The organism is Streptomyces sp. M-16, assembly GCF_052114405.1.
Taxonomy (GTDB): domain Bacteria; phylum Actinomycetota; class Actinomycetes; order Streptomycetales; family Streptomycetaceae; genus Streptomyces.
This window is the reverse complement of sequence record NZ_JBFRER010000004.1, coordinates 160,560-179,073: the sequence shown is the minus strand read 5'-3', so window position 1 is coordinate 179,073 and position 18,514 is coordinate 160,560. Positions and strand designations below refer to the sequence as shown.

At 71.1% G+C, this 18,514-nt stretch carries 17 protein-coding genes; 7 read left to right on the top strand and 10 right to left on the bottom strand.

The window, feature by feature from the left end; all coding sequences use genetic code 11:
* Positions 1-23 precede the first annotated feature (23 nt).
* Entirely contained in the window at positions 24-224 is a 201-nt protein-coding gene (locus tag AB4039_RS03540) for an acyl-CoA carboxylase subunit epsilon (RefSeq protein WP_266842527.1), read from the top strand.
* 164 nt (positions 225-388) lie between these two features.
* Here AB4039_RS03540 and AB4039_RS03535 read toward each other — a convergent pair whose 3' ends face one another.
* Positions 389-1,204 (bottom strand): hypothetical protein, encoded by an 816-nt coding sequence (locus tag AB4039_RS03535; protein WP_442269930.1) that lies wholly within the window; start codon positions 1,202-1,204, stop codon positions 389-391.
* A 198-nt stretch (positions 1,205-1,402) separates the two neighbouring features.
* On the opposite strand from AB4039_RS03535, the gene AB4039_RS03530 reads away from it, so the two are divergent.
* The gene (locus tag AB4039_RS03530) at positions 1,403-2,491 is read left to right on the top strand and encodes a glycosyltransferase (protein ID WP_442269929.1); all 1,089 of its coding nucleotides are present in this window, start codon (positions 1,403-1,405) and stop codon (positions 2,489-2,491) included.
* Positions 2,492-2,498: 7 nt separating this feature from the next.
* Here AB4039_RS03530 and AB4039_RS03525 read toward each other — a convergent pair whose 3' ends face one another.
* The 9 genes from AB4039_RS03525 to AB4039_RS03485 form a co-directional block, all read right to left on the bottom strand.
* Positions 2,499-3,251, bottom strand: coding sequence for a methyltransferase domain-containing protein (locus tag AB4039_RS03525; protein ID WP_442269928.1), 753 nt, complete (start codon positions 3,249-3,251; stop codon positions 2,499-2,501).
* A 153-nt stretch (positions 3,252-3,404) separates the two neighbouring features.
* Entirely contained in the window at positions 3,405-3,989 is a 585-nt protein-coding gene (locus tag AB4039_RS03520; RefSeq protein WP_136214583.1) for a GTP-binding protein, read from the bottom strand.
* The gene (locus AB4039_RS03515; protein ID WP_442269927.1) at positions 3,970-4,527 is read right to left on the bottom strand and encodes a DUF742 domain-containing protein; all 558 of its coding nucleotides are present in this window, start codon (positions 4,525-4,527) and stop codon (positions 3,970-3,972) included. The genes AB4039_RS03520 and AB4039_RS03515 overlap by 20 nt, the downstream gene beginning before the upstream one ends.
* A gap of 93 nt (positions 4,528-4,620) precedes the next feature.
* Entirely contained in the window at positions 4,621-5,034 is a 414-nt protein-coding gene (locus tag AB4039_RS03510) for a roadblock/LC7 domain-containing protein (protein ID WP_030037347.1), read from the bottom strand.
* 10 nt (positions 5,035-5,044) lie between these two features.
* Positions 5,045-8,242 (bottom strand): nitrate- and nitrite sensing domain-containing protein, encoded by a 3,198-nt coding sequence (locus AB4039_RS03505; RefSeq protein WP_266842536.1) that lies wholly within the window; start codon positions 8,240-8,242, stop codon positions 5,045-5,047.
* 291 nt (positions 8,243-8,533) lie between these two features.
* Complete coding sequence (locus AB4039_RS03500; RefSeq protein ID WP_100660867.1) at positions 8,534-9,118, bottom strand: GTP-binding protein; 585 nt, start codon at positions 9,116-9,118, stop codon at positions 8,534-8,536.
* Entirely contained in the window at positions 9,099-9,491 is a 393-nt protein-coding gene (locus AB4039_RS03495) for a DUF742 domain-containing protein (protein ID WP_030227311.1), read from the bottom strand. Before AB4039_RS03495 ends, AB4039_RS03500 begins: the two co-directional genes overlap by 20 nt.
* A gap of 151 nt (positions 9,492-9,642) precedes the next feature.
* Positions 9,643-10,056 carry a roadblock/LC7 domain-containing protein gene (locus AB4039_RS03490; RefSeq protein WP_008739864.1) on the bottom strand — a complete coding sequence of 138 codons (414 nt, stop codon included), beginning with the start codon at positions 10,054-10,056 and terminating at the stop codon, positions 9,643-9,645.
* 9 nt (positions 10,057-10,065) lie between these two features.
* On the bottom strand, positions 10,066-13,839 hold the full coding sequence (locus tag AB4039_RS03485) for a nitrate- and nitrite sensing domain-containing protein (RefSeq protein ID WP_442269926.1): 3,774 nt from the start codon (positions 13,837-13,839) through the stop codon (positions 10,066-10,068).
* A gap of 579 nt (positions 13,840-14,418) precedes the next feature.
* Here AB4039_RS03485 and AB4039_RS03480 point away from each other — a divergent pair.
* From AB4039_RS03480 to AB4039_RS03460, 5 genes are all read left to right on the top strand, one after another.
* Positions 14,419-14,604 (top strand): hypothetical protein, encoded by a 186-nt coding sequence (locus AB4039_RS03480; RefSeq protein WP_266842541.1) that lies wholly within the window; start codon positions 14,419-14,421, stop codon positions 14,602-14,604.
* A gap of 98 nt (positions 14,605-14,702) precedes the next feature.
* The gene (locus AB4039_RS03475) at positions 14,703-15,503 is read left to right on the top strand and encodes a fumarylacetoacetate hydrolase family protein (RefSeq protein ID WP_266842543.1); all 801 of its coding nucleotides are present in this window, start codon (positions 14,703-14,705) and stop codon (positions 15,501-15,503) included.
* Positions 15,496-16,971 (top strand): glutamate--tRNA ligase, encoded by a 1,476-nt coding sequence (gltX, locus tag AB4039_RS03470; RefSeq protein WP_266842545.1) that lies wholly within the window; start codon positions 15,496-15,498, stop codon positions 16,969-16,971. The genes AB4039_RS03475 and gltX overlap by 8 nt, the downstream gene beginning before the upstream one ends.
* Positions 16,972-17,084: 113 nt before the next feature.
* The gene (locus AB4039_RS03465) at positions 17,085-17,756 is read left to right on the top strand and encodes a DUF4241 domain-containing protein (RefSeq protein ID WP_266844063.1); all 672 of its coding nucleotides are present in this window, start codon (positions 17,085-17,087) and stop codon (positions 17,754-17,756) included.
* Between the two features lie 10 nt (positions 17,757-17,766).
* Positions 17,767-18,495 carry an HAD family hydrolase gene (locus tag AB4039_RS03460; protein ID WP_266842547.1) on the top strand — a complete coding sequence of 243 codons (729 nt, stop codon included), beginning with the start codon at positions 17,767-17,769 and terminating at the stop codon, positions 18,493-18,495.
* Positions 18,496-18,514: the final 19 nt, after the last annotated feature.

The window sequence follows — 18,514 nt, the reverse complement described above, 5'->3', positions numbered from 1 at the left end:
CGAGCGAAGGAGACCTGCCACCGATGAGCACCGCCACCGACACCCTGCTGAAGGTCGAGAAGGGCAACGCCGCGCCCGAGGAGCTGGCCGCGATCACCGCGATCCTGCTCGCCCGCGCCGCCGCCACGCCCGAGGAGTCCGCCACCAGCCCCCGCTCCCAGGCCGGCTGGCGCCGCCTGGAGCGCAGCCGCGGCTTCCAGGCCCCGCACAGCTGGCAGGGCTAGTCGGCCCGCCACCGCGCCACCGCTCCGTCCGACGGCCGCCCGTCCGCACCCGAACCCGGGGTGCGGTGGGCGGCCGTCCGGCGTTCGCCGCCCGGACGCCGAAGGGCCCCGCCCCGGGGTGGGGGCGGGGCCGGGCGTCGGCATGCCGGGCGGTCGGGCCCGGGTCAGGCCTTGTTCGGCGAGAAGCCGTAGGAGACCTCTCCCTGGAAGGGGATGCTCTTGCCCCGGCGCAGGGCCGGGCCGACCTGGAGCACCCATCCCGTCATGGTGTCGGGGGTGAAGTTCGCCCCGTTGGTGGCGATGTGCAGCTGATAGACCCGGCCGGTGGTGGTCAGCGTCTTGACGTAGGCGTCGTTGCCCGCGGCCTCGATCGAGACGCCGCACGGGACGCCCGCCTCGGCGGTGTTGGGGTAGCCGGTGATGCCCGAGAGGTTCTGCCAGATCACCGGGGCACCCGTGGCCGGTGCGCGGCCGGCGGAGACGATGCCGTTGCGCACGGCGGCACTGAACGACTCGCTGTTGGAGCGGGAGTAGCTGTCGATGTCGGTGCACGGACCGGTCGCGCCGGTCGCTCCCGTGGCTCCCGTGGCTCCGGTCGCTCCGGTCGCTCCCGTCGCTCCCGTGGCTCCGGTCGTTCCCGTGGCTCCGGTCGTTCCCGTGGCACCCGTCGGGCCCGTCGGGCCGGTGGGGCCGGGAGGGCCCGGGTTGCCCTTCGGGCCGCGGGGGCCCCTCGGGCCCTGCGGGCCGCGGCAGTCATCGTCGTCGCCACCGCCGCCGGACGGCGTCGCCTTCGACCGTGAGTCGGACGACTGGCAGTGGTCCCCACCGCCCAGCGCATCCGCCCCGGGCGCCGCCGCAACGGCGGGGGAGGCGATGCCACCCAGCACCAGTGCGATGGAGGCGAACGCTCCACCGGTGAGCCAGCCGGCTCGCCTGGGCAGCGGGCCCAGCTTGGATCTGCTGCTGTCCTCGTGACGCATGTGCCGCTCCTCGGAAAAACGGATCGGATGATCACCGGATCGTCCGGTGATCCGCCGACATCCTGGGGAGCACCCGACGCACGCAGCCGGGCGCCGCGCCGGTGATTCAGTGGTTCGGCCCAGTGCCCCCACCCACCCGGGTCAGCCTCGCGGCGCGCTGCGGAGCGTACGGGCCCGGCCGTCCCTAAGGTCCCGGCCGTGAAGCCGACCATCTGCCTCTGCATGATCGTGAAGAACGAGTCCGCCGTGATCGAGCGCTGCCTGGCCTCGGTACGGGACCACATCGACACCTGGGTCATCTCCGACACCGGATCCACCGACGGCACCCAGCAGCTGATCCGCACCGCGCTCGACGGGATCCCCGGCGAACTCCACGAGGAGCCCTGGACCGACTTCGGGCACAACCGGAGCCTCAACATCGCCCACGCCCGCGGCAAGGCCGACTACCTGCTCCTCCTCGACGCGGACCTCGTCCTGCGCGCCGACGCACCCCTGCCGCCGCTGGTGGCCGATTCGTACATGCTGCGCCACGAGGGCGACACCGAGTACCGCATCAAGCGCCTGGTGAGCGGCCGGCTGCCGTGGCGGTACGAGGGGGTCACCCACGAGTACATCACCTGCGACCTCAACGACAGCGTGGCCCACCTGGACGCCCTGGTCATCGAGGACCACGGCGACGGCGGCTCCAAGCACGACAAGTTCGAGCGCGACGCCCGGCTGCTGAGCGCCGAGATGGCACGCGACCCGGACAACGGCCGGACCGTCTTCTACCTCGCCAACACCATGCGGGACATGGGCGAACGCGCCGAGGCCCTCCGCCTCTACGAGCGGCGGGCGGCCATGGGCGGCTGGGTGGAGGAGGTGTACCAGTCCCTCCTCCAGGTCGGCGTGCTGCACGGCGACAGCGGGGACCCAGCCGACTGGCCCGCCGCGATGGACGCGTTCGGCCGCGCCTGGGAGTCCCGGCCGGAGCGGATGGAGGCCTGCTACGAACTCGTCTCGCGGCTGCGGCTCCTCGGCCGGTACCACGCGGCGCACGCCATCGTCCGGGCCTGCCTGGACCGGCCGGTCCCGGACGACGTCCTGTTCATCCAGCCCTGGGTCTACCGCTGGGGGCTGCTGTTCGAGTACTCCATCACCGCGTACTGGGTGGGCGACCTGACGGCCTCCCTCCAGGCCTGCGACCGGCTCCTCGCCCTGCCCGACCTGCCCGCCTCCTACCGCAGGCAGACCGAACTCAACCGCGGCTTCGCCCTCCAGCGGCTGTCCGTGCCCGCCCAGGCCTGACGGACGGCTAGCGGGCGGCCGAGGTGAAGCGCAGGGGAGCGGGACGCCGCACGGGCGGTACGGGCACCTCCGGGGCGAAGGGCTTCGAGAAGAGGGCCAGCAGCCCCGGGTGCACCGCGCACAGCGGCATGCGTCCCGTCTCCGCCGCGGCCTCCCGCAGCCGTTCGTCGCCCGCCAGGCGGTCCGCGCTCACGTACAGGTAGGCGTTCTGCGCGTACCAGGGTTCGATCTCCGGGTCGTCCCACAGGCGGGTGCGCAGGCAGTCGACGAGTTCGTAGCCCCACCGGCCGAAGTGGTCGCGCCAGTAGTTCGGCCACTGCTCGTTGCGGTGGTCGCTGCCGGTCTGACCGGGAATCGCGGCGGAGAAGAGCACCACGTCCGACAGCGCGCAGAGATCGGCGACCAGCGAGTCCGCCCGGCCCGGGTCCAGGTGCTCGGCCGCCTCCAGGGACATGGCCAGGTCGAAGCGCCGGTCGTCCAGCCGCAGCGGCACGGAGAGGTCCCACCGCAGGAAGGACTCCGGCCGGATCCGCAGGGCGGACTCGGCGACCCAGTCCCCGTCGACCCCCAGGAGCGTCTGCGCCCCCAGCCGGCCGGCCGCCGCCAGCCAGGACCCCGTACCGCAGCCCAGGTCGACCACGCTGGAGGGCCGGACCAGATCGAAGACCAGCGGCAGCACCCGCTCGGCGGAGCGCGCCGAGCCGTCCTGTTGACTCTCGTAGAACCACGTGCCGTACGCGTCGCTGCGGGACACGGACATCCACATCACCTCGAAACTCGCCGCTCGCCGATCCGGTCGACGCGACGATCCCACAACGGGGAGCGGGCCGGGGCGTGCCACGCGCGGGGGAGGAAAGACGGAGCGCCGGTACCCCGCATCGGGATACCGGCGCTCCGCGCGTACGGGGGACGGCTACCGCAGACGGGCCATCAGGGCGTGCTCGACGAGCGTGATGAGCGCGCTCTTGGCGTCGCCGCGGTGGCGGGCGTCGGTGGTGATGATCGGGGCGTCGGGCCCGATCTGGAGGGCCTCGCGGACCTCCTCCGGCGTGTACGGCTGGTGGCCGTCGAAGCCGTTCAGCGCGATCACGAACGGCAGGCCGCTGTTCTCGAAGTAGTCCACGGCCGGGAAGCAGTCCGCGAGACGGCGTGTGTCGACGAGGACGACGGCACCGATCGCACCGCGCACCAGGTCGTCCCACATGAACCAGAAGCGGTCCTGACCGGGCGTACCGAAGAGGTACAGGATCAGGTCCTGGTCCAGGGTGATGCGGCCGAAGTCCATGGCGACCGTGGTGGTCGTCTTGTCACCGGTGTGGGTGAGGTCGTCGATGCCGGCCGAGGCGCTGGTCATGACGGCTTCGGTGCGCAGGGGGTTGATCTCGGAGACCGCGCCGACGAACGTGGTCTTGCCCACGCCGAAGCCGCCCGCCACCACGATCTTCGCGGAGGTGGTGGAGCGGGGAGCCGCTCCGCCGTTAGAGCTTGCGAAGTCCACTGAGCACCCTTTCGAGCAGTGTCACATCTGGCTGGCCGCCGGCGGACTCGTCGCCGCCGGGCTGGTGAATGGCGACAAGGCCCGCCTCCGCCAGGTCGGCTACGAGGATGCGGGCGACACCAAGAGGAATGGAGAGAAGTGCCGAGATCTCCGCGACGGATTTGATCTCCTGGCACAGGCGGCAGATGCGCTGGTGCTCGGGCAACTGCCCTTGCAGCCGGGCGGGATCCGCCGTGGTACTGACCAGCGCCTCGATGGCGAGCTGGTAGCGCGGCCGGGTACGGCCGCCGGTCATCGCGTACGGACGCACCAGCGGGTTGTGCGCCTTCGGAGCCTGCGGCTGGGAGCCGCGCAACGGCTGCTGCGAAGGGCGCTGGGAATGCGGGGGCTGCTGGGGCTGGCCGTACTGCTGGTGCGCGTAGGGGTTCTGCTCCGGCACGGGCCGGCTGGGAGCCGAGGGGAAGTTGAAGCGGTTCTGGTCGTGCCCACCCTGCGGCTGCTGCGCGCCGCCATAAGGATGTCCTCCGGGTGTTGTCACGTTTCCTCCTCCGACTCCAAGAACGCAGTACTCCCTGTGGAACCGCGCCACCGCACCCTACGGTGCGATGACGCGAAACACACTGCCTGTCTGTTAGTTGAGAAGACTTCCCTGCAGCTCGGCGCGCAGATCCGGAGTCAGGACGCTGCCCGCGCGGTCGACAAGGAGGGCCATCTCGTAGCCCACGAGACCGATGTCGCACTCGGGGTGCGCGAGCACCGCGAGGGACGACCCGTCGGAGACGGACATGAGGAAAAGGAATCCCCGGTCCATCTCGACCACGGTCTGGTTGACGGCGCCGCCCTCGAAGATCCGGGAGGCTCCCGCGGTCAGCGAGGTCAGACCGGAGGCCACGGCCGCCAGCTGATCGGCGCGGTCACGCGGGAACCCGTCGGACATCGCCAGAAGGAGTCCGTCGGCGGAGACCACCACGGTGTGGGACACCCCAGGGGTGTTGTCCACGAAGTTGGTGATCAACCAGTTCAGGTTCTGTGCCGCCTGGCTCATCGGGCTCACACTAACGCTCCTGGTCATAGCTGTTACTTGACTGCTCGGAACCCGCGCTGCGTCCCTGCTGGACACCGCGTCGCAGGTTGCTCAACCTGCCACGGACGTCCTCCGGTGCGCGGGAGACCTGCGGGCCGCCCTGCGGGGTCGTCTCCGCGGCGCCCTCGACCAGGTTGGCCTTGGGTACCCGCCGAGGGAGACCGGACGGGGTGACCCCGCCCGCCTTCGGCTCACGGAGCTTGCCGGCCTGCTGCCAGCGCTCGTCGTTGCGCGAACGCCACGCGGCGCCGTCTTCCGTCTCCTGCGCCGGGGCCTTCTCCGCGGCGGCAGCCTGCTGCTGACGCTGCGGGCGCTGCTCGAAGAGGGATCCGGCGGACTCCGCTTCCTGCTGTGCCGGCTGCCACTGCTGCTGGCTGCCGCGTCGCGGCAGGCCCGCTCCGGTCATTTCGTGACCGGTGTCGGCAGCGGCGCCCGGACGGTCGAAGCCTACGCGTTCCCGAGCTGGTTCGGGAACGGGCGGGGATTCCGATTCGATCCCGTAGTCCTGCTGGTAGGAGCCCGGGAAGGTGTTCTGCTCGGGCCACGCCGCCTGCGGAGACTGCTCTTCGTAACCGCCGTCGTACGCCTGCGCGGGCTGCTGCTGCTCCGGGTAGCCATCTTCCGCATAGGCATATCCCTGGTCGGGGTACGCCTCGTAGGCCTGGGGCTGCTGCGCGTTCTCGTACGGGGCCTCGTAGGCCGGCGCGGCCGGCTGCTCGTAGCCCTGGTACGGCTGGTAGGCGTGCTCCGGCTGGGGTTCCGGATACTCCTGGGCGGCACCTTCCGGCTGCTGCTCCTGCGGGAAGCCGACCTGCGCCTCCAGCTGGGCCCGGCGCTCCTCGCGGCCCAGCGACCGGACGACCGGGTCGACCGGCGCCCCCTCGGGGCCCTGCCCGCCCTGGGCGTCGTAGCGCGAGTCGTCGAAGCCGAGTTCGGCGGCGGTGCGCAGCGGGGCGGCCTGCTGGCTCTGCTGCTGCGGAATCATCGAGGAGACGGTGAAGTCGTCCTCCGGGATGCCCTCGCCACCGCCACCGTGGGTGATGGCGTCGGGGAGCATGACCAGCGAGGTGGTGCCCGCGGCCTCGCCCGAGGGGCGCAGCTGCACGCGGATGCTGTGGCGGTCCGCCAGCCGGCCGACCACGAACAGACCCATGCGCTGGGAGATCGCGGCGTCCACGGTCGGCGGGTTGGCCAGCTTGTGGTTGATGTCCGCGAAGTCCTCGGCGGTGAGGCCGATGCCCTTGTCGTGGATCTCGACCATCACGCGGCCGTCGGGCAGACGCGTGGCGTTGACGCGGACCTTGGTCTGCGGGGAGGAGAAGGTGGTGGCGTTCTCCAGCAGCTCGGCGAGCAGGTGCACGAGGTCGGTCACGGCCTGGCCGTGGATCTCGGCCTCGGAGACGCCCGAGAGCTCGATGCGCTCGTACTGCTCCACCTCGGAGGAGGCGGCGCGCAGCACGTCGACGAGGGGGACCGGCTGGTCCCAGCGGCGGCCCGGGTTCTCACCCGCGAGGATGAGGAGGTTCTCGCCGTTGCGGCGCATACGGGTGGCCAGGTGGTCCAGGCGGAAGAGGTTCTCCAGCTGGTCCGGGTCGGCCTCGTTGTTCTCCAGGTCGGTGATGAGGGTCAGCTGGCCCTCGATCAGCGACTGGTTGCGCATGGAGAGGTTCGTGAAGATCGCGTTGACGTTCCCTCGCAGGAGCGCCTGCTCGGCGGCGAGCCGGACCGCTTCCCGGTGGACCTGGTCGAAGGCGCGCGCGACCTCGCCGATCTCGTCCTGGGAGTTGATCGGGATCGGCTGGACGCGGGTGTCGACCTTGCCCGGGTCCGTGCGCGAGAGCTGGTCGACGAGCATCGGCAGGCGCTGCTCGGCGACGTCGAAGGCGGAGCTGCGCAGGCGGAGCATCGCGCGGCTCATCTGGCGGGCCATCATGCCGGCCAGGATGAACGCGGCGAGCATGGCCACGACCACGATCGCGCCGGTGAGGATGGCGTCGCTCTGCGACTTGTCGGAGACCGCGACGGCGTCCTTGACGGCCTTGTCGAGGAGGTCCTTCTCGATCTCGGCGTAGGCGTCGAACTTGGCGGTGGCGGCGGCCTGCCAGGCGGGGGCGGTGGTGCCGTTCAGGGCGAGCTTGGCGGGCTTGTCGCCGCTGGCTATCGCCTCGGTCATACCGGTGAGCGCGGAGCCGTTGACCACGGGCGGAGCCTTGAAGGTGGTGCTGCCGGACTGCTCGGCGGCCTGCTTGGCCTGCGCGAGCTTGGCGGCGCCCTCCTGGGACTTCTTGCCCATGACCTCCTTCAGCCGGTTCGTGTCCTCGTCGGTGCCGGCGGCGACGTACTCACCGATGGCGATCTCTTCGAGGTAGGCGTAGGAGGAGAAGGCGACGAGCTGGGCCTTGCGGACGTTCTCGTCCTCGCTCGGGCGCACCAGCAGGTGCGTACCGACGGAGCGCTGGAGCGAGTTCGCGGCCTTGGCCAGCTCGACCGCGTAGACCATGCGGCCGTAGCTGGTGACGTTGCCGGTGCCGAGGCCCAGTTCGTTGGAGAACTGCATGAGGTAGTGCTGGACCAGCACGTACCCCTCTTCGGTCGGGATGGGGCCGGCCGCGGCGGGGAGGTTCTTCTTGGGGGTCTCGGGGACGGCGTAGGCCGTCTTGCGGACCTGCTCCAGCTTGGGCTCCTCCTGGCGGAAGAGCTCCAGGCGCCGTTCCAGACCCTGCTTCTGCGGCAGGTTCTTCGCGGCTTCGGCGAACTTGGCCTTGGCCGCGTCGGTGGCCGCGTAGGCCTTCGTCACGGCCTGGTTGGCGCGGTCGCCCTTCAGGAGGGGCTCGGCGGTGAGGTCACGCTCGTTGAGGAGGGCCTGGCCGTATTCGGCCGCGGCCTGGACGATCCGCGCGGTCTGCTCGGCGTCCTTGGCCTCGTTCCAGCTGTCGACCGAACCCTTCACCTGGAAGCCGCCCATGACCAGGCCCACGAGGGCCGGTACGAGGAGGATGGCGTTCAGACGCGTCGGCACGCGCCAGTTGCGGGGGGAGAACTTGCTGGTGCTGCCGCCGCCGGTGGGTGGTTCCACGGGTACGTCGACAGGTGACGCGGCCGCGCGCGGCGGCGGGGTGAAGTTGCCGCGCGCGGGTTCATCCGCGGGGCTCGAGTTGCTTCGCCTCACTCGACCAACAACCTCTCGGCGGTGCTACTAGCTAGTTCGTTGATTCCAGCACGATGAACGGCCGTGTTCCAAACAGTTGAAATCCGCGATTCCCGGAGCTTTATGTCCCGCATAAACCGGACATAAAGAGCGAGCTACGGCAAAAGCCGGGACAGTCGTGCGCGCAGCGGTACCAGCCGAACGCGTGCTGTGCCCAACTGGCGGCAATTCTCTGTCGAAACGTTATGAACGACAGGGGCGGGCCGTGTCGGATGACACAGCCCGCCCTGGCGAATCGACCTCGAAACCGTGTTACTTGAGCCGGGCCATCAGGGCGTGCTCGACGAGCGTGATGAGCGCGCTCTTGGCGTCCGCGCGGTGGCGGGCGTCGGTGGTGATGATCGGGGCGTCGGGCCCGATCTGGAGGGCCTCGCGGACCTCCTCCGGCGTGTACGGCTGGTGCCCCTCGAAGCCGTTGAGCGCCACGACGAACGGCAGGCCGCTGTTCTCGAAGTAGTCCACGGCCGGGAAGCAGTCCGCGAGACGGCGCGTGTCGACGAGGACGATGGCACCGATCGCGCCGCGGACCAGGTCGTCCCACATGAACCAGAAGCGGTCCTGACCGGGCGTACCGAAGAGGTACAGGATCAGGTCCTGGTCCAGGGTGATGCGGCCGAAGTCCATGGCGACCGTGGTGGTCGTCTTGTCACCGGTGTGCGTGAGGTCGTCGATGCCCGCGCTCGCGGACGTCATCACGGCCTCGGTGCGCAGCGGGTTGATCTCGGAGACCGCGCCGACGAACGTGGTCTTGCCCACGCCGAAGCCGCCCGCCACCACGATCTTCGCGGAGGTGGTGGAGCGGGGAGCCGCTCCGGCGTCAGAGCTTGCGAAGTCCACTGAGAACCCTCTCGAGCAGCGTTACATCCGGCGTTCCGCCGGCCTCTCCATTGCCCGGCTGGTGGATGGCCACCATTCCGGCCTCGGCCAGGTCGGCCACGAGGATCCGGGCGACACCGAGCGGCATCGACAGCAGTGCGGAGACCTCCGCGACCGACTTCACCTCACGGCACAAGGTGCAGATGCGCTGGTGCTCCGGGAGCAGGGTGGAGAGGTGCATCGGATCGGCCGTGGTGCTGACCAGCGCCTCGATGGCGAGCTGGTAGCGCGGCCGGGTACGGCCGCCGGTCATCGCGTACGGACGCACCAGCGGCTGGTCGCCTTCCGAGTACGAGTCTCCGTACGCGTCGGGATAGGCGGGGGGCGGGGTCATTGATCCTCCGGGCTGGACAGCAGTGGTCAGCGTGCCGTCTGACGGGGCGGCCGGTGGGGGGACGTGATGACGGCCTGACGGGGGTACTGGTTTCCGGGAGCGGAGTCCCGGTCCCCCGGCCGGAAGTACCGTCCGGCCGGGAGTGTGCGAGTCAGATGAGCAGGCTTCCCTGAAGCTCCGCGCGCAGGTCCGGGGTGAGGACGCTGCCGGCGCGGTCCACGAGGAGGGCCATCTCGTAGCCCACGAGGCCGATGTCGCACTCGGGGTGCGCGAGAACGGCCAGCGAGGATCCGTCGGAGACGGACATGAGGAAGAGGAATCCCCGGTCCATCTCGACCACGGTCTGGTTGACGGCGCCGCCCTCGAAGATCCGGGAGGCCCCGGCGGTCAGCGAGGTCAGACCGGAGGCCACGGCCGCCAGCTGATCGGCGCGGTCACGGGGGAATCCTTCGGACATCGCCAGAAGGAGTCCGTCGGCGGAGACCACCACGGTGTGGGACACCCCAGGGGTGTTGTCCACGAAGTTGGTGATCAACCAGTTCAGGTTCTGTGCCGCCTGGCTCATCGAACTCAACTATCGCTCCTGCTGGTAAGTGGGGTCGACGTGGTAACTGCCGGTCGCGGGGCCGGCGGTGCCGGCCTGACGCCCCTGCTGGATACCGCGTCGGAGGTTGGTGAGGCGCCCGCGGACGTCGTCCGGGGCACGCGAGACCTGCGGGCCCGCCTGGGCCTCGGCCTGCTGCTGGGCGGTACCGGCCACGAGGTTCGCCCGCGGCACCCGGCGGGGCAGCCCCGAGGTGGTGATGCCGCCGGCGGCGGGCTGACGCACCCGCTCCGCCTGACGCATCAGCTCGTCGTTGGGGGAGGACCGCCAGCTGACCGTCGGCGTGCTGCCGGTGACCGCCGTGGCGGGCTCGGCCGCGTGCTCCTGGCCGTGCTGCGGCCCGGACTGCCGGGGCTGCTGGGTTACGGCCGGCGCCTGCCCGGAGGACTGCGCGGCCTCCTGCGGGAACCAGTTCGACTCCAGTGTGTCGAAGATCGGGCTGCGCAGCTCGCCGGTGTTCTGCGAGGGGGCCGGCGGCAGCGCCTCCGGCTGGTGGGCCTGCGGCAGCTGCGGAGCCTCGGCGCGCGGGGCCGGGGCGTAGCCGCCCTGCTGCTGCGCCGGCGGACGCTGTTCGCCGTAGCCGCCGGCACCGGGGCCGCCGGGGCGGGCGAACTGGCCGGTGGAGGCCGGGTCCAGCGGACCGCCCTGCTGCGGGCGCTCGAACTGGCCGGTGGAGGCCGGGTCCAGCGGACCGCCCTGCTGCGGGCGCTCGAACTGGCCGGTCTGGTTCGGGCCGGCGTCCTGCGGGCGCGGGGCGTTGAAGTCCGGACGGGCGAACTCGGCCGTGGAGCCGGGGCCCGACAGCTCGTCGTGACCGCGCGGGACCTCCTGGCCGTTCTGCCCCACACCCCAGCTGGTGGTCTGCGGGAGCCCGGCCGGAGAGGCGCCGGCACCCGGAAGCTCCGGGCGGGGGGCGCCGCCGCGCGGCGGCAGCTGCGGACGGCGGCGCTGGACCGGAGCCTTCTGGGCCGACTGCTGCCCAGGCTGCTGCTGACCCTGCTGACCCTGCTGACCCTGCTGCCCGTACTGGCCCGGCTGCTGGGGCTGGCCCTGCTGGGGCTGCTGCCCGTACTGGCCCGGCTGCTGCTGGGACTGGGGCTGCTGCGGCCGCTCGAAACCGTTGCCCTGCGGGAACCCGCCGGGCGCGGGCTGCTGCGGCATTCCGGCCGGACGGGCCTGCGGGCCGCCCGAGAGGAGGCCGCCGCCCTGGTTGCCGCCCTGACCGCGGGCGGGCATCGGAGCCCCGGAGCCGAAGGCACCCTGGCCCTGGCCCGTCGCGCCGCCGGGACCGCCCTGGGGACGCTGCCCCGGGCCGCCCTGCTGCGGACGCTGCTGCTGGCCCGGCGCGCCGTCACGTCCGGGCAGGGCGGCACGCTGGCCGCCGCCCTGGACCTGGCCGCGCTGCTGGCCGGCGCCGACGGCGGGACGTGCGCCCGCGCCGGGCACGGAAGCCTGCCCACCGGGAGCGCCCTGACCGCCCTGACCGCCCGCGGGACCGCCCTGAGCGCCCGTGGGGCCGCCCTGGCCCGGCATCGGAGCCGGCTTCTTGCCGCCCTGGGCGACGTCCACCGGGAGCATGACGAGGGCCGTCGTACCGCCCGAGTCGGAGGGGCGCAGCTGGATGCGGATGCCGTGTCGCAGGGACAGGCGGCCGACCACGAAGAGTCCCATGCGGCGGGAGACGGAGACGTCCACGGTCGGCGGCGACGCGAGCCGCTCGTTGATCGCGGCGAGGTCCTCGGGGGAGAGGCCGATGCCGGTGTCGTGGATCTCGACGAGCACGCGCCCGTCGGGCAGCGCGTGACCGGTGACCTTGACCTTGGTCTGCGGGGAGGAGAACGAGGTGGCGTTCTCCAGCAGCTCGGCGAGGAGGTGCACGAGGTCGTTGACGACGCGGCCGGCGACGTCGGTGCCGGGCACCGACGCGAGTTCGATGCGCTCGTACTGCTCCACCTCGGACGCCGCGGCGCGGAGCACGTCGACGAGCGGGACGGGGCGGGTCCACCGGCGGCCCGGCTCCTCACCCGCGAGGACGAGGAGGTTTTCGCCGTTACGGCGCATGCGGGTCGCGAGGTGGTCGAGCTTGAAGAGGGAGGACAGCTGGTCCGGGTCGGCCTCGCGCGACTCCAGTTCGGAGATGAGCGAGAGCTGACGCTGGATGAGGCCCTGGGAGCGGCGCGAGAGGTTGGTGAACATCGCGTTGACGTTGCCCCGGAGGAGGGCCTGCTCGGCGGCGAGGCGGACGGCCTCGCGGTGCACGTCGTCGAAGGCCGCGGCCACCTGGCCGATCTCGTCGCGGGTGTGGAGGCCGACGGACTCCACGGAGGTGTCCACGTCCTGCGGGTCCGACTCCGAGAGCTGCTTGACGAGCTCGGGCAGGCGGTCCTGGGCGACGCGCGTCGCGGTGTCCTGCAGACGGCGCAGCGAGCGGATCATGGACCGGGCCATGATGAAGGCGCCGACGAGCGAGACGCCGAGGACGAGGAGGATCAGGGCACCGTTGATGATGGCGTCCTGCTGCGACTCGTTCTTGAGCTCGCGGGCCTTCTGCTCCATGTCTTCGAGCAGGGTGAGCTCGATGACCTTCATCGCCTGGAGCTTGGTGTCGTCGGCGTCGTACCAGTCCATCCAGGACCGGTTCTTCTCCTTGCCGAACTGCCCCTGGGTGCTCAGCACGCGGCGGGCGTAGTGGTCGGCGGTGCCGATCTCCGTGTTGCCGTCGCCGAGCGCCGCGAGGAGTTCCTCGGGCTTGCCCTGGTAGACGAGCTCGAAGGTCTTCTTCTGCTGGCTCTCGCCGCGCAGCGCGGAGAGGGCGTAGAGGCGGTCGTTCTCCTCCAGCTTGCCCGGCTTGTCGCCGCTCTCGGGGAGCGAGGCGGCGATGATCGCGCGCTGGATGGAGGCGTACTCCTTGGCGGCGGAGAACGCGGCCAGGGCGCGGGTGCGCTTGATCATCTCGGGGCTGGAGGTGGCCTGGGCCATGTCCTGCGAGAGCGAGAGCAGCGAGACGATCAGCGAGTTGTACTCGGTGACGGTCTGCTGGGCGCCGTTGACGTACGCCTTCTTGCGGATGTCCTCGATGCCGGTGAGCTGGCGGCCGATCTGCAGGATGTTGTTGCGGATCGACTTGAGGGTCTCGTCCTTGTCCTGCGCGTTGTCGACCTTGTCGGTCGCGGAGGCGAAGGACTTGGCGGCGGCGTCGGTCTGGTCGCGGACGCCCTGGACGAGGCTGTTGGCCTTGCCGTCCTTGGTCTGCGACAGCGGGCCGGCCGACTTGTCGCGCTCTTCCTGGAGCATGGCGGCCAGGTTGGTGGCCTGCCGGGTCATCGTCGTCAGCAGCTGCATGTGCTCCAGCTGCGCGATGTCGTTCATCGAGTCGTTGATGCGGAAACCACCGAGCGTGGTGGCGGCGACGACGGGCAGCGTCAGCAGCGACACCAGTCGCGTGCTGATGCGCCAGTTCTGCATGGCCAGACGGGAACCGGGCCCGGGCGGGGCCTTCGGTATCGCCTCGTCGGGCTCTGCGGACTCGCTCTTGCCCTTGGCCCGGCCGGCCTTGGCGACCTTGCCGGCCTTCCCGGACTTGCCGCGGCCCTTCGCCTTCACCGAAGCCGGGGCGTCGGGGCCCGCTCCTTCGACAGCCGGCCCGCGGTTCTGGGCGTGCTGGGGCGAGGAGCCACGGTCGGTCCCGCCGCGCGGCTCCTGCTCCGCCGCAGCGCTGCCATCCCTCTTGAATCGTCCCTGCACTAGCGTCGCAACCTCTGGACCAGGCGTCCCGCCGGATGAGCGGTGGGACGGTGTCGAGTCGTGGGGCACTGACGGCCCCATGGTGGTCGTCGGTGACCGGCGCGTCTCCCTCTCCTTGCCACCGCGCTCGGCGCTCTCTCGCGCCACCTGCGCGCCGGCTGATACCCGCGGCGGTCCCGCGAATTCCAGCACAGTGGGGGATCTCCAACAAGGTGCGCGTGTCGCCCCGGCGAGCCGGTCACGGCACGTGATGGACGGGCTACGCGACGTACAACAGCTATCGGGATGAATCGGACTTACGCCAATCAAAGCTTGCCTCTGGCAAGGTGTCCCAGTCCTGATGATCAGGAGCGGAATAGCAGATTCAGTGGCGCAATGTCCGTTTCGTCGGGCGGAATTGACTGACCATTATGCCCGGAATGCCCCTTCATTGGTGAGGAAACTCACACGCTGGTGGCCATTACTTCCTGGTTCGGTCGGGGATTCAGATGTTTAGCCTTGCCTTTTAAAGGGTTGGCGCCCCACCCGGCGCATCCGACAACCCTCACCCCACGAGCGAGCCGAGGGCCCGAAACTCCGATGAAGACGACGATGATGTTCCGCAACATAGCCAACCCCCGCCGCACGACCCTCGCGCACCTCAAGGACGCCGAGGAAATGCAGGCGGCCCCGGCCACCCCGGAGCACTCCGTCGAGCTGCCGGCCCAGACCGCGAACCCCCGCCGCACCGTCCTGATGGACGCGCCGGTCGCCGCCGCGCAGTAGCGGCCCCGCGCGAGGACGCGGAGCGCCGCCGCCCACCGCGTTAGCCTGGAGTCCGCAGACTCCAGCCAGCGGAAATACAAGAGGGGCAGACGCAACACGTGCGCATCGCCAGGTTCTCGATCGACGGCAACGTCGCCTTCGGCGCGGTCGAGGGCGACGCCGCCCCCGGCGACGGGTCGGAGCTCGTCCTCGACATCATCAAGGGCATCCCCTTCGCGGACTTCGAGCTCTCGGGCACGAAGGTCCCGCTGAGCAAGGTCCGGCTGCTGCCGCCCGTGCTCCCGAACAAGGTCGTGGCCGTCGGCCGCAACTACGCGGAGCACGCGGCGGAGCTGGGCAACGAGGTGCCCGAGGCTCCGATCACCTTCTTCAAGCCCTCCACCTCGGTGGTCGGCCCGGGCGACCCGATCACGTACCCCTCCTTCTCCCAGGACCTCCACCACGAGGCGGAGCTCGCCGTGGTCATCGGCCGCATGTGCCGGGAGGTCCCCAAGGAGCGCGTCAAGGACGTGATCCTCGGCTACACCTGCGCCAACGACGTCACCGCGCGCGACGTCCAGCAGCGGGAGAAGCAGTGGGCCCGGGCCAAGGGCTTCGACAGCGCCTGCCCCCTCGGCCCCTGGATCGAGACCGGCCTCGACCCGGCGGCGATCGCCGCGGGCCTGGCCGTCCAGTGCACCGTCAACGGCGAACAGCGCCAGCTCGGCAGCACCAGCGACATGGTCCGCTCCGTCGAGGACCTGATCGTGCACATCAGCGAGGCCATGACCCTGCTCCCGGGCGACGTCATCCTCACGGGGACCCCGGCCGGAGTCGGCCCCCTCAACGTCGGCGACGAGGTCGCCGTCACCATCGAAGGCATCGGCACTCTCACCAACAAGGTGATCAAGCGTGGCTAACGCGAACGTCCGCGTACGTTTCTGTCCCTCCCCGACCGGCAACCCCCACGTGGGCCTGGTCCGCACCGCCCTCTTCAACTGGGCGTTCGCCCGCCACCACGGCGGTACGTTCGTCTTCCGCATCGAGGACACCGACGCGGCGCGCGACTCCGAGGAGTCGTACGTCCAGCTGCTCGACTCGCTGCGCTGGCTCGGCTTCACCTGGGACGAGGGTCCCGAGGTGGGCGGCCCGCACGCCCCGTACCGCCAGTCCCAGCGCATGGACATCTACGCGGACGTGGCGCGCAAGCTCCAGGACGGCGGCTACGCCTACCACTGCTACTGCACCACCGAGGAGCTCGACGCGCGCCGCGACGCCGCCCGCGCGGCCGGCCGCCCCTCCGGCTACGACGGCCAGTGCCGCGACCTCTCCGCCGAGCAGAAGGCCGCGTACGAGGCCGAGGGCCGCAGCTCGATCGTCCGCTTCCGGATGCCCGACGAGACCATCACCTTCACGGACCTGGTCCGCGGCGAGCTCTCCTTCACTCCGGAGAACGTGCCGGACTTCGGCATCGTCCGCGCGAACGGCGCCCCGCTGTACACGCTGGTCAACCCGGTCGACGACGCGCTGATGGAGATCACGCACGTCCTGCGCGGCGAGGACCTGCTGTCCTCCACCCCCCGCCAGATCGCCCTCTACAAGGCGCTGATCGAGCTGGGCGTCGCCAAGGCCGTCCCCGAGTTCGGCCACCTGCCGTACGTCATGGGCGAGGGCAACAAGAAGCTCTCCAAGCGCGACCCGGAGTCCTCGCTCAACCTCTACCGCGAGCGCGGCTTCCTGCCCGAGGGCCTGCTGAACTACCTCTCGCTCCTGGGCTGGTCCTTCTCCAAGGACCAGGACATCTTCTCCATCGAGGAGATGGTGGCGAAGTTCGACATCCCGGACGTCAACGCCAACCCGGCGCGCTTCGACCTCAAGAAGTGCGAGGCGATCAACGCCGACCACATCCGCCGCCTCGACCCGAAGGCCTTCGCGGACGCCTGCGCGCCCTGGCTCGCGGCCCCGCACGCCAACTGGGCCCCCGAGGACTTCGACGCCGAGGCCTGGGCGCGCATCGCCCCGCACGCCCAGACCCGCGTGACCGTCCTGTCGGACATCACCGCGAACGTCGACTTCCTGTTCCTGAAGGACCCGGTCGAGGACCAGGCGTCGTGGGACAAGGCCATGAAGGGCGAGCCCGCGGCCCTGCTGACCACCGCCCGCGAGAACCTGGCCGGCGCCGACTGGTCGGACCCGGAGTCCCTCAAGCAGGCCGTCCTGACCGCCGGCGAGGCCCACGGCCTCAAGCTCGGCAAGGCGCAGGCCCCCGTCCGCGTGGCCGTCACCGGCCGCACGGTCGGCCTGCCGCTCTTCGAGTCCCTGGAGATCCTGGGCCGGGAGCGCTCGCTGGCGCGCATCGACGCGGCGCTGGCGAAGCTCGCCGCCTGATCCGCACCCCGTGAAAGGGGCGGTGGCCTTCCGGCCGCCGCCCCTTTCGGCGTTGTCGGCGGCCGGCCCTAAGGTGCGTGCAGTTGATCACGCACTCCCCGGAAGGCCGCACCATGCCGATGACCGCTCCCGACTTCGACCGCTACTTCACCCCGGGCCACTCCTTCGTCTACGAGAGCGGGGAGAGCGGCACCCTCGCGGTGGCCGTGGCCGGCGAGCTGTGGCTCCCGAGCGGAGAGGTGATCGCCTGCGACCCCTTCATCGGCCTCGGCGGGGGATGGATCAAGCCGTTCACCACCCGGGTGGCGCCCGGCCGCTACCGCGCGGAGACGGCGATAGCCACCCTCGTCACTCCCGGCGCGGACCCCGGCGGCCGCCCGCACCTGCGTACGGCCGCCGCCCGGCTGGTGATCCGGGACACGGCGACGGTGAGCTGGGAACAGGCCGTGACCGAGGGGCAGGACGTGTCGGGGCTCGGTGACGGGGAGTTCTTCGGATACGGCGTGGACGCGGGCGCCGGCTGCTTCTACGACAGGGCCGCCGACGACTCCTTCCCGGAGTGCGAGGGCGACGAGGGCCCCCTCTGGGACGCCTTCGAAGGGGCCGGCCACGGACCCGGCCCGTACCTGGTCGGGGGTGAGCACGGCCACAACATCGTGGCCTTCGGCTCCGGCTGGGGCGACGGCCACTACCCGACCTGGGTCGGCCGGGCCGCCGACGGCGAGGTCACCTGTTTCGTGACGGACTTCTTCGTCGTGCCCACGCGGGAGGACGCCGCGGCGTAGGCTCGCCCCCATGCCGATCCGCGCCGTGCTGTGGGACATCGACGACACCCTCTTCGACTACACGGGTGCCGATTCCGCGGGCCTGGCGCGGCACCTCGTCGACGAGGGGCTGGGGGAGCGCTACGGGACCCCCGAGGAGGCCCTGGCCCTGTGGCGGCGGGTCACGGAGGCGCACTGGGCGCGCTTCGCGGCCGCCGAGGTCACCTTCCAGGGCCAGCGCCAGGACCGGGTGCGGGACTTCCTCGATTCCCCCGGCCTGAGCGACGAGCGGGCCGATGCCTGGTTCGACCGCTACGTCGAGCACTACAAGGCCGCCTGGATGCTGTTCCCGGACGTCGTGCCCGTACTGGACGCCCTGGCCGGTGACTACCGGCACGGGGTGCTCTCCAACTCCTCCGCCGCCAACCAGGACCCCAAGCTGCGCCACCTCGGGGTGCGGGACCGCTTCGAGGTGCTCGTCTGCGCCGCCGAGCTGGGCGTCAGCAAGCCCGACGCCGCCGCCTTCCTCGCCGCCTGCGCGGCCCTGGGGCTGCCGGCGGGCGAGGTGGCGTACGTGGGCGACCAGCCGGAGATCGACGCGCGGGGCGCCCGTGACGCGGGTCTGAAGGCGGTCTGGCTCGACCGGGACGGAGGGCGCGGGCCCGGTCCGGCCGGCGTGCACCGGATCGCCGGACTCGACCGGCTGCCGGAGTTGCTGGCAGCAGATACCCGTTTTGGAGCACGGTCAGGCATCCGGTAATGTTCTTTCTGCGCCGCCG

Coding starts and splice junctions, on each gene's coding strand:
- AB4039_RS03540 (WP_266842527.1), top strand. CDS start 24: ATGAGCACCGCCACCGACACCCTGCTGAAGGTCGAGAAGGGCAACGCC.
- AB4039_RS03535 (WP_442269930.1), bottom strand. CDS start 1,204: ATGCGTCACGAGGACAGCAGCAGATCCAAGCTGGGCCCGCTGCCCAGG.
- AB4039_RS03525 (WP_442269928.1), bottom strand. CDS start 3,251: ATGTCCGTGTCCCGCAGCGACGCGTACGGCACGTGGTTCTACGAGAGT.
- AB4039_RS03510 (WP_030037347.1), bottom strand. CDS start 5,034: ATGAGCCAGGCGGCACAGAACCTGAACTGGTTGATCACCAACTTCGTG.
- AB4039_RS03495 (WP_030227311.1), bottom strand. CDS start 9,491: ATGACCCCGCCCCCCGCCTATCCCGACGCGTACGGAGACTCGTACTCG.
- AB4039_RS03490 (WP_008739864.1), bottom strand. CDS start 10,056: ATGAGCCAGGCGGCACAGAACCTGAACTGGTTGATCACCAACTTCGTG.
- AB4039_RS03480 (WP_266842541.1), top strand. CDS start 14,419: ATGAAGACGACGATGATGTTCCGCAACATAGCCAACCCCCGCCGCACG.
- AB4039_RS03465 (WP_266844063.1), top strand. CDS start 17,085: ATGCCGATGACCGCTCCCGACTTCGACCGCTACTTCACCCCGGGCCAC.
- AB4039_RS03460 (WP_266842547.1), top strand. CDS start 17,767: ATGCCGATCCGCGCCGTGCTGTGGGACATCGACGACACCCTCTTCGAC.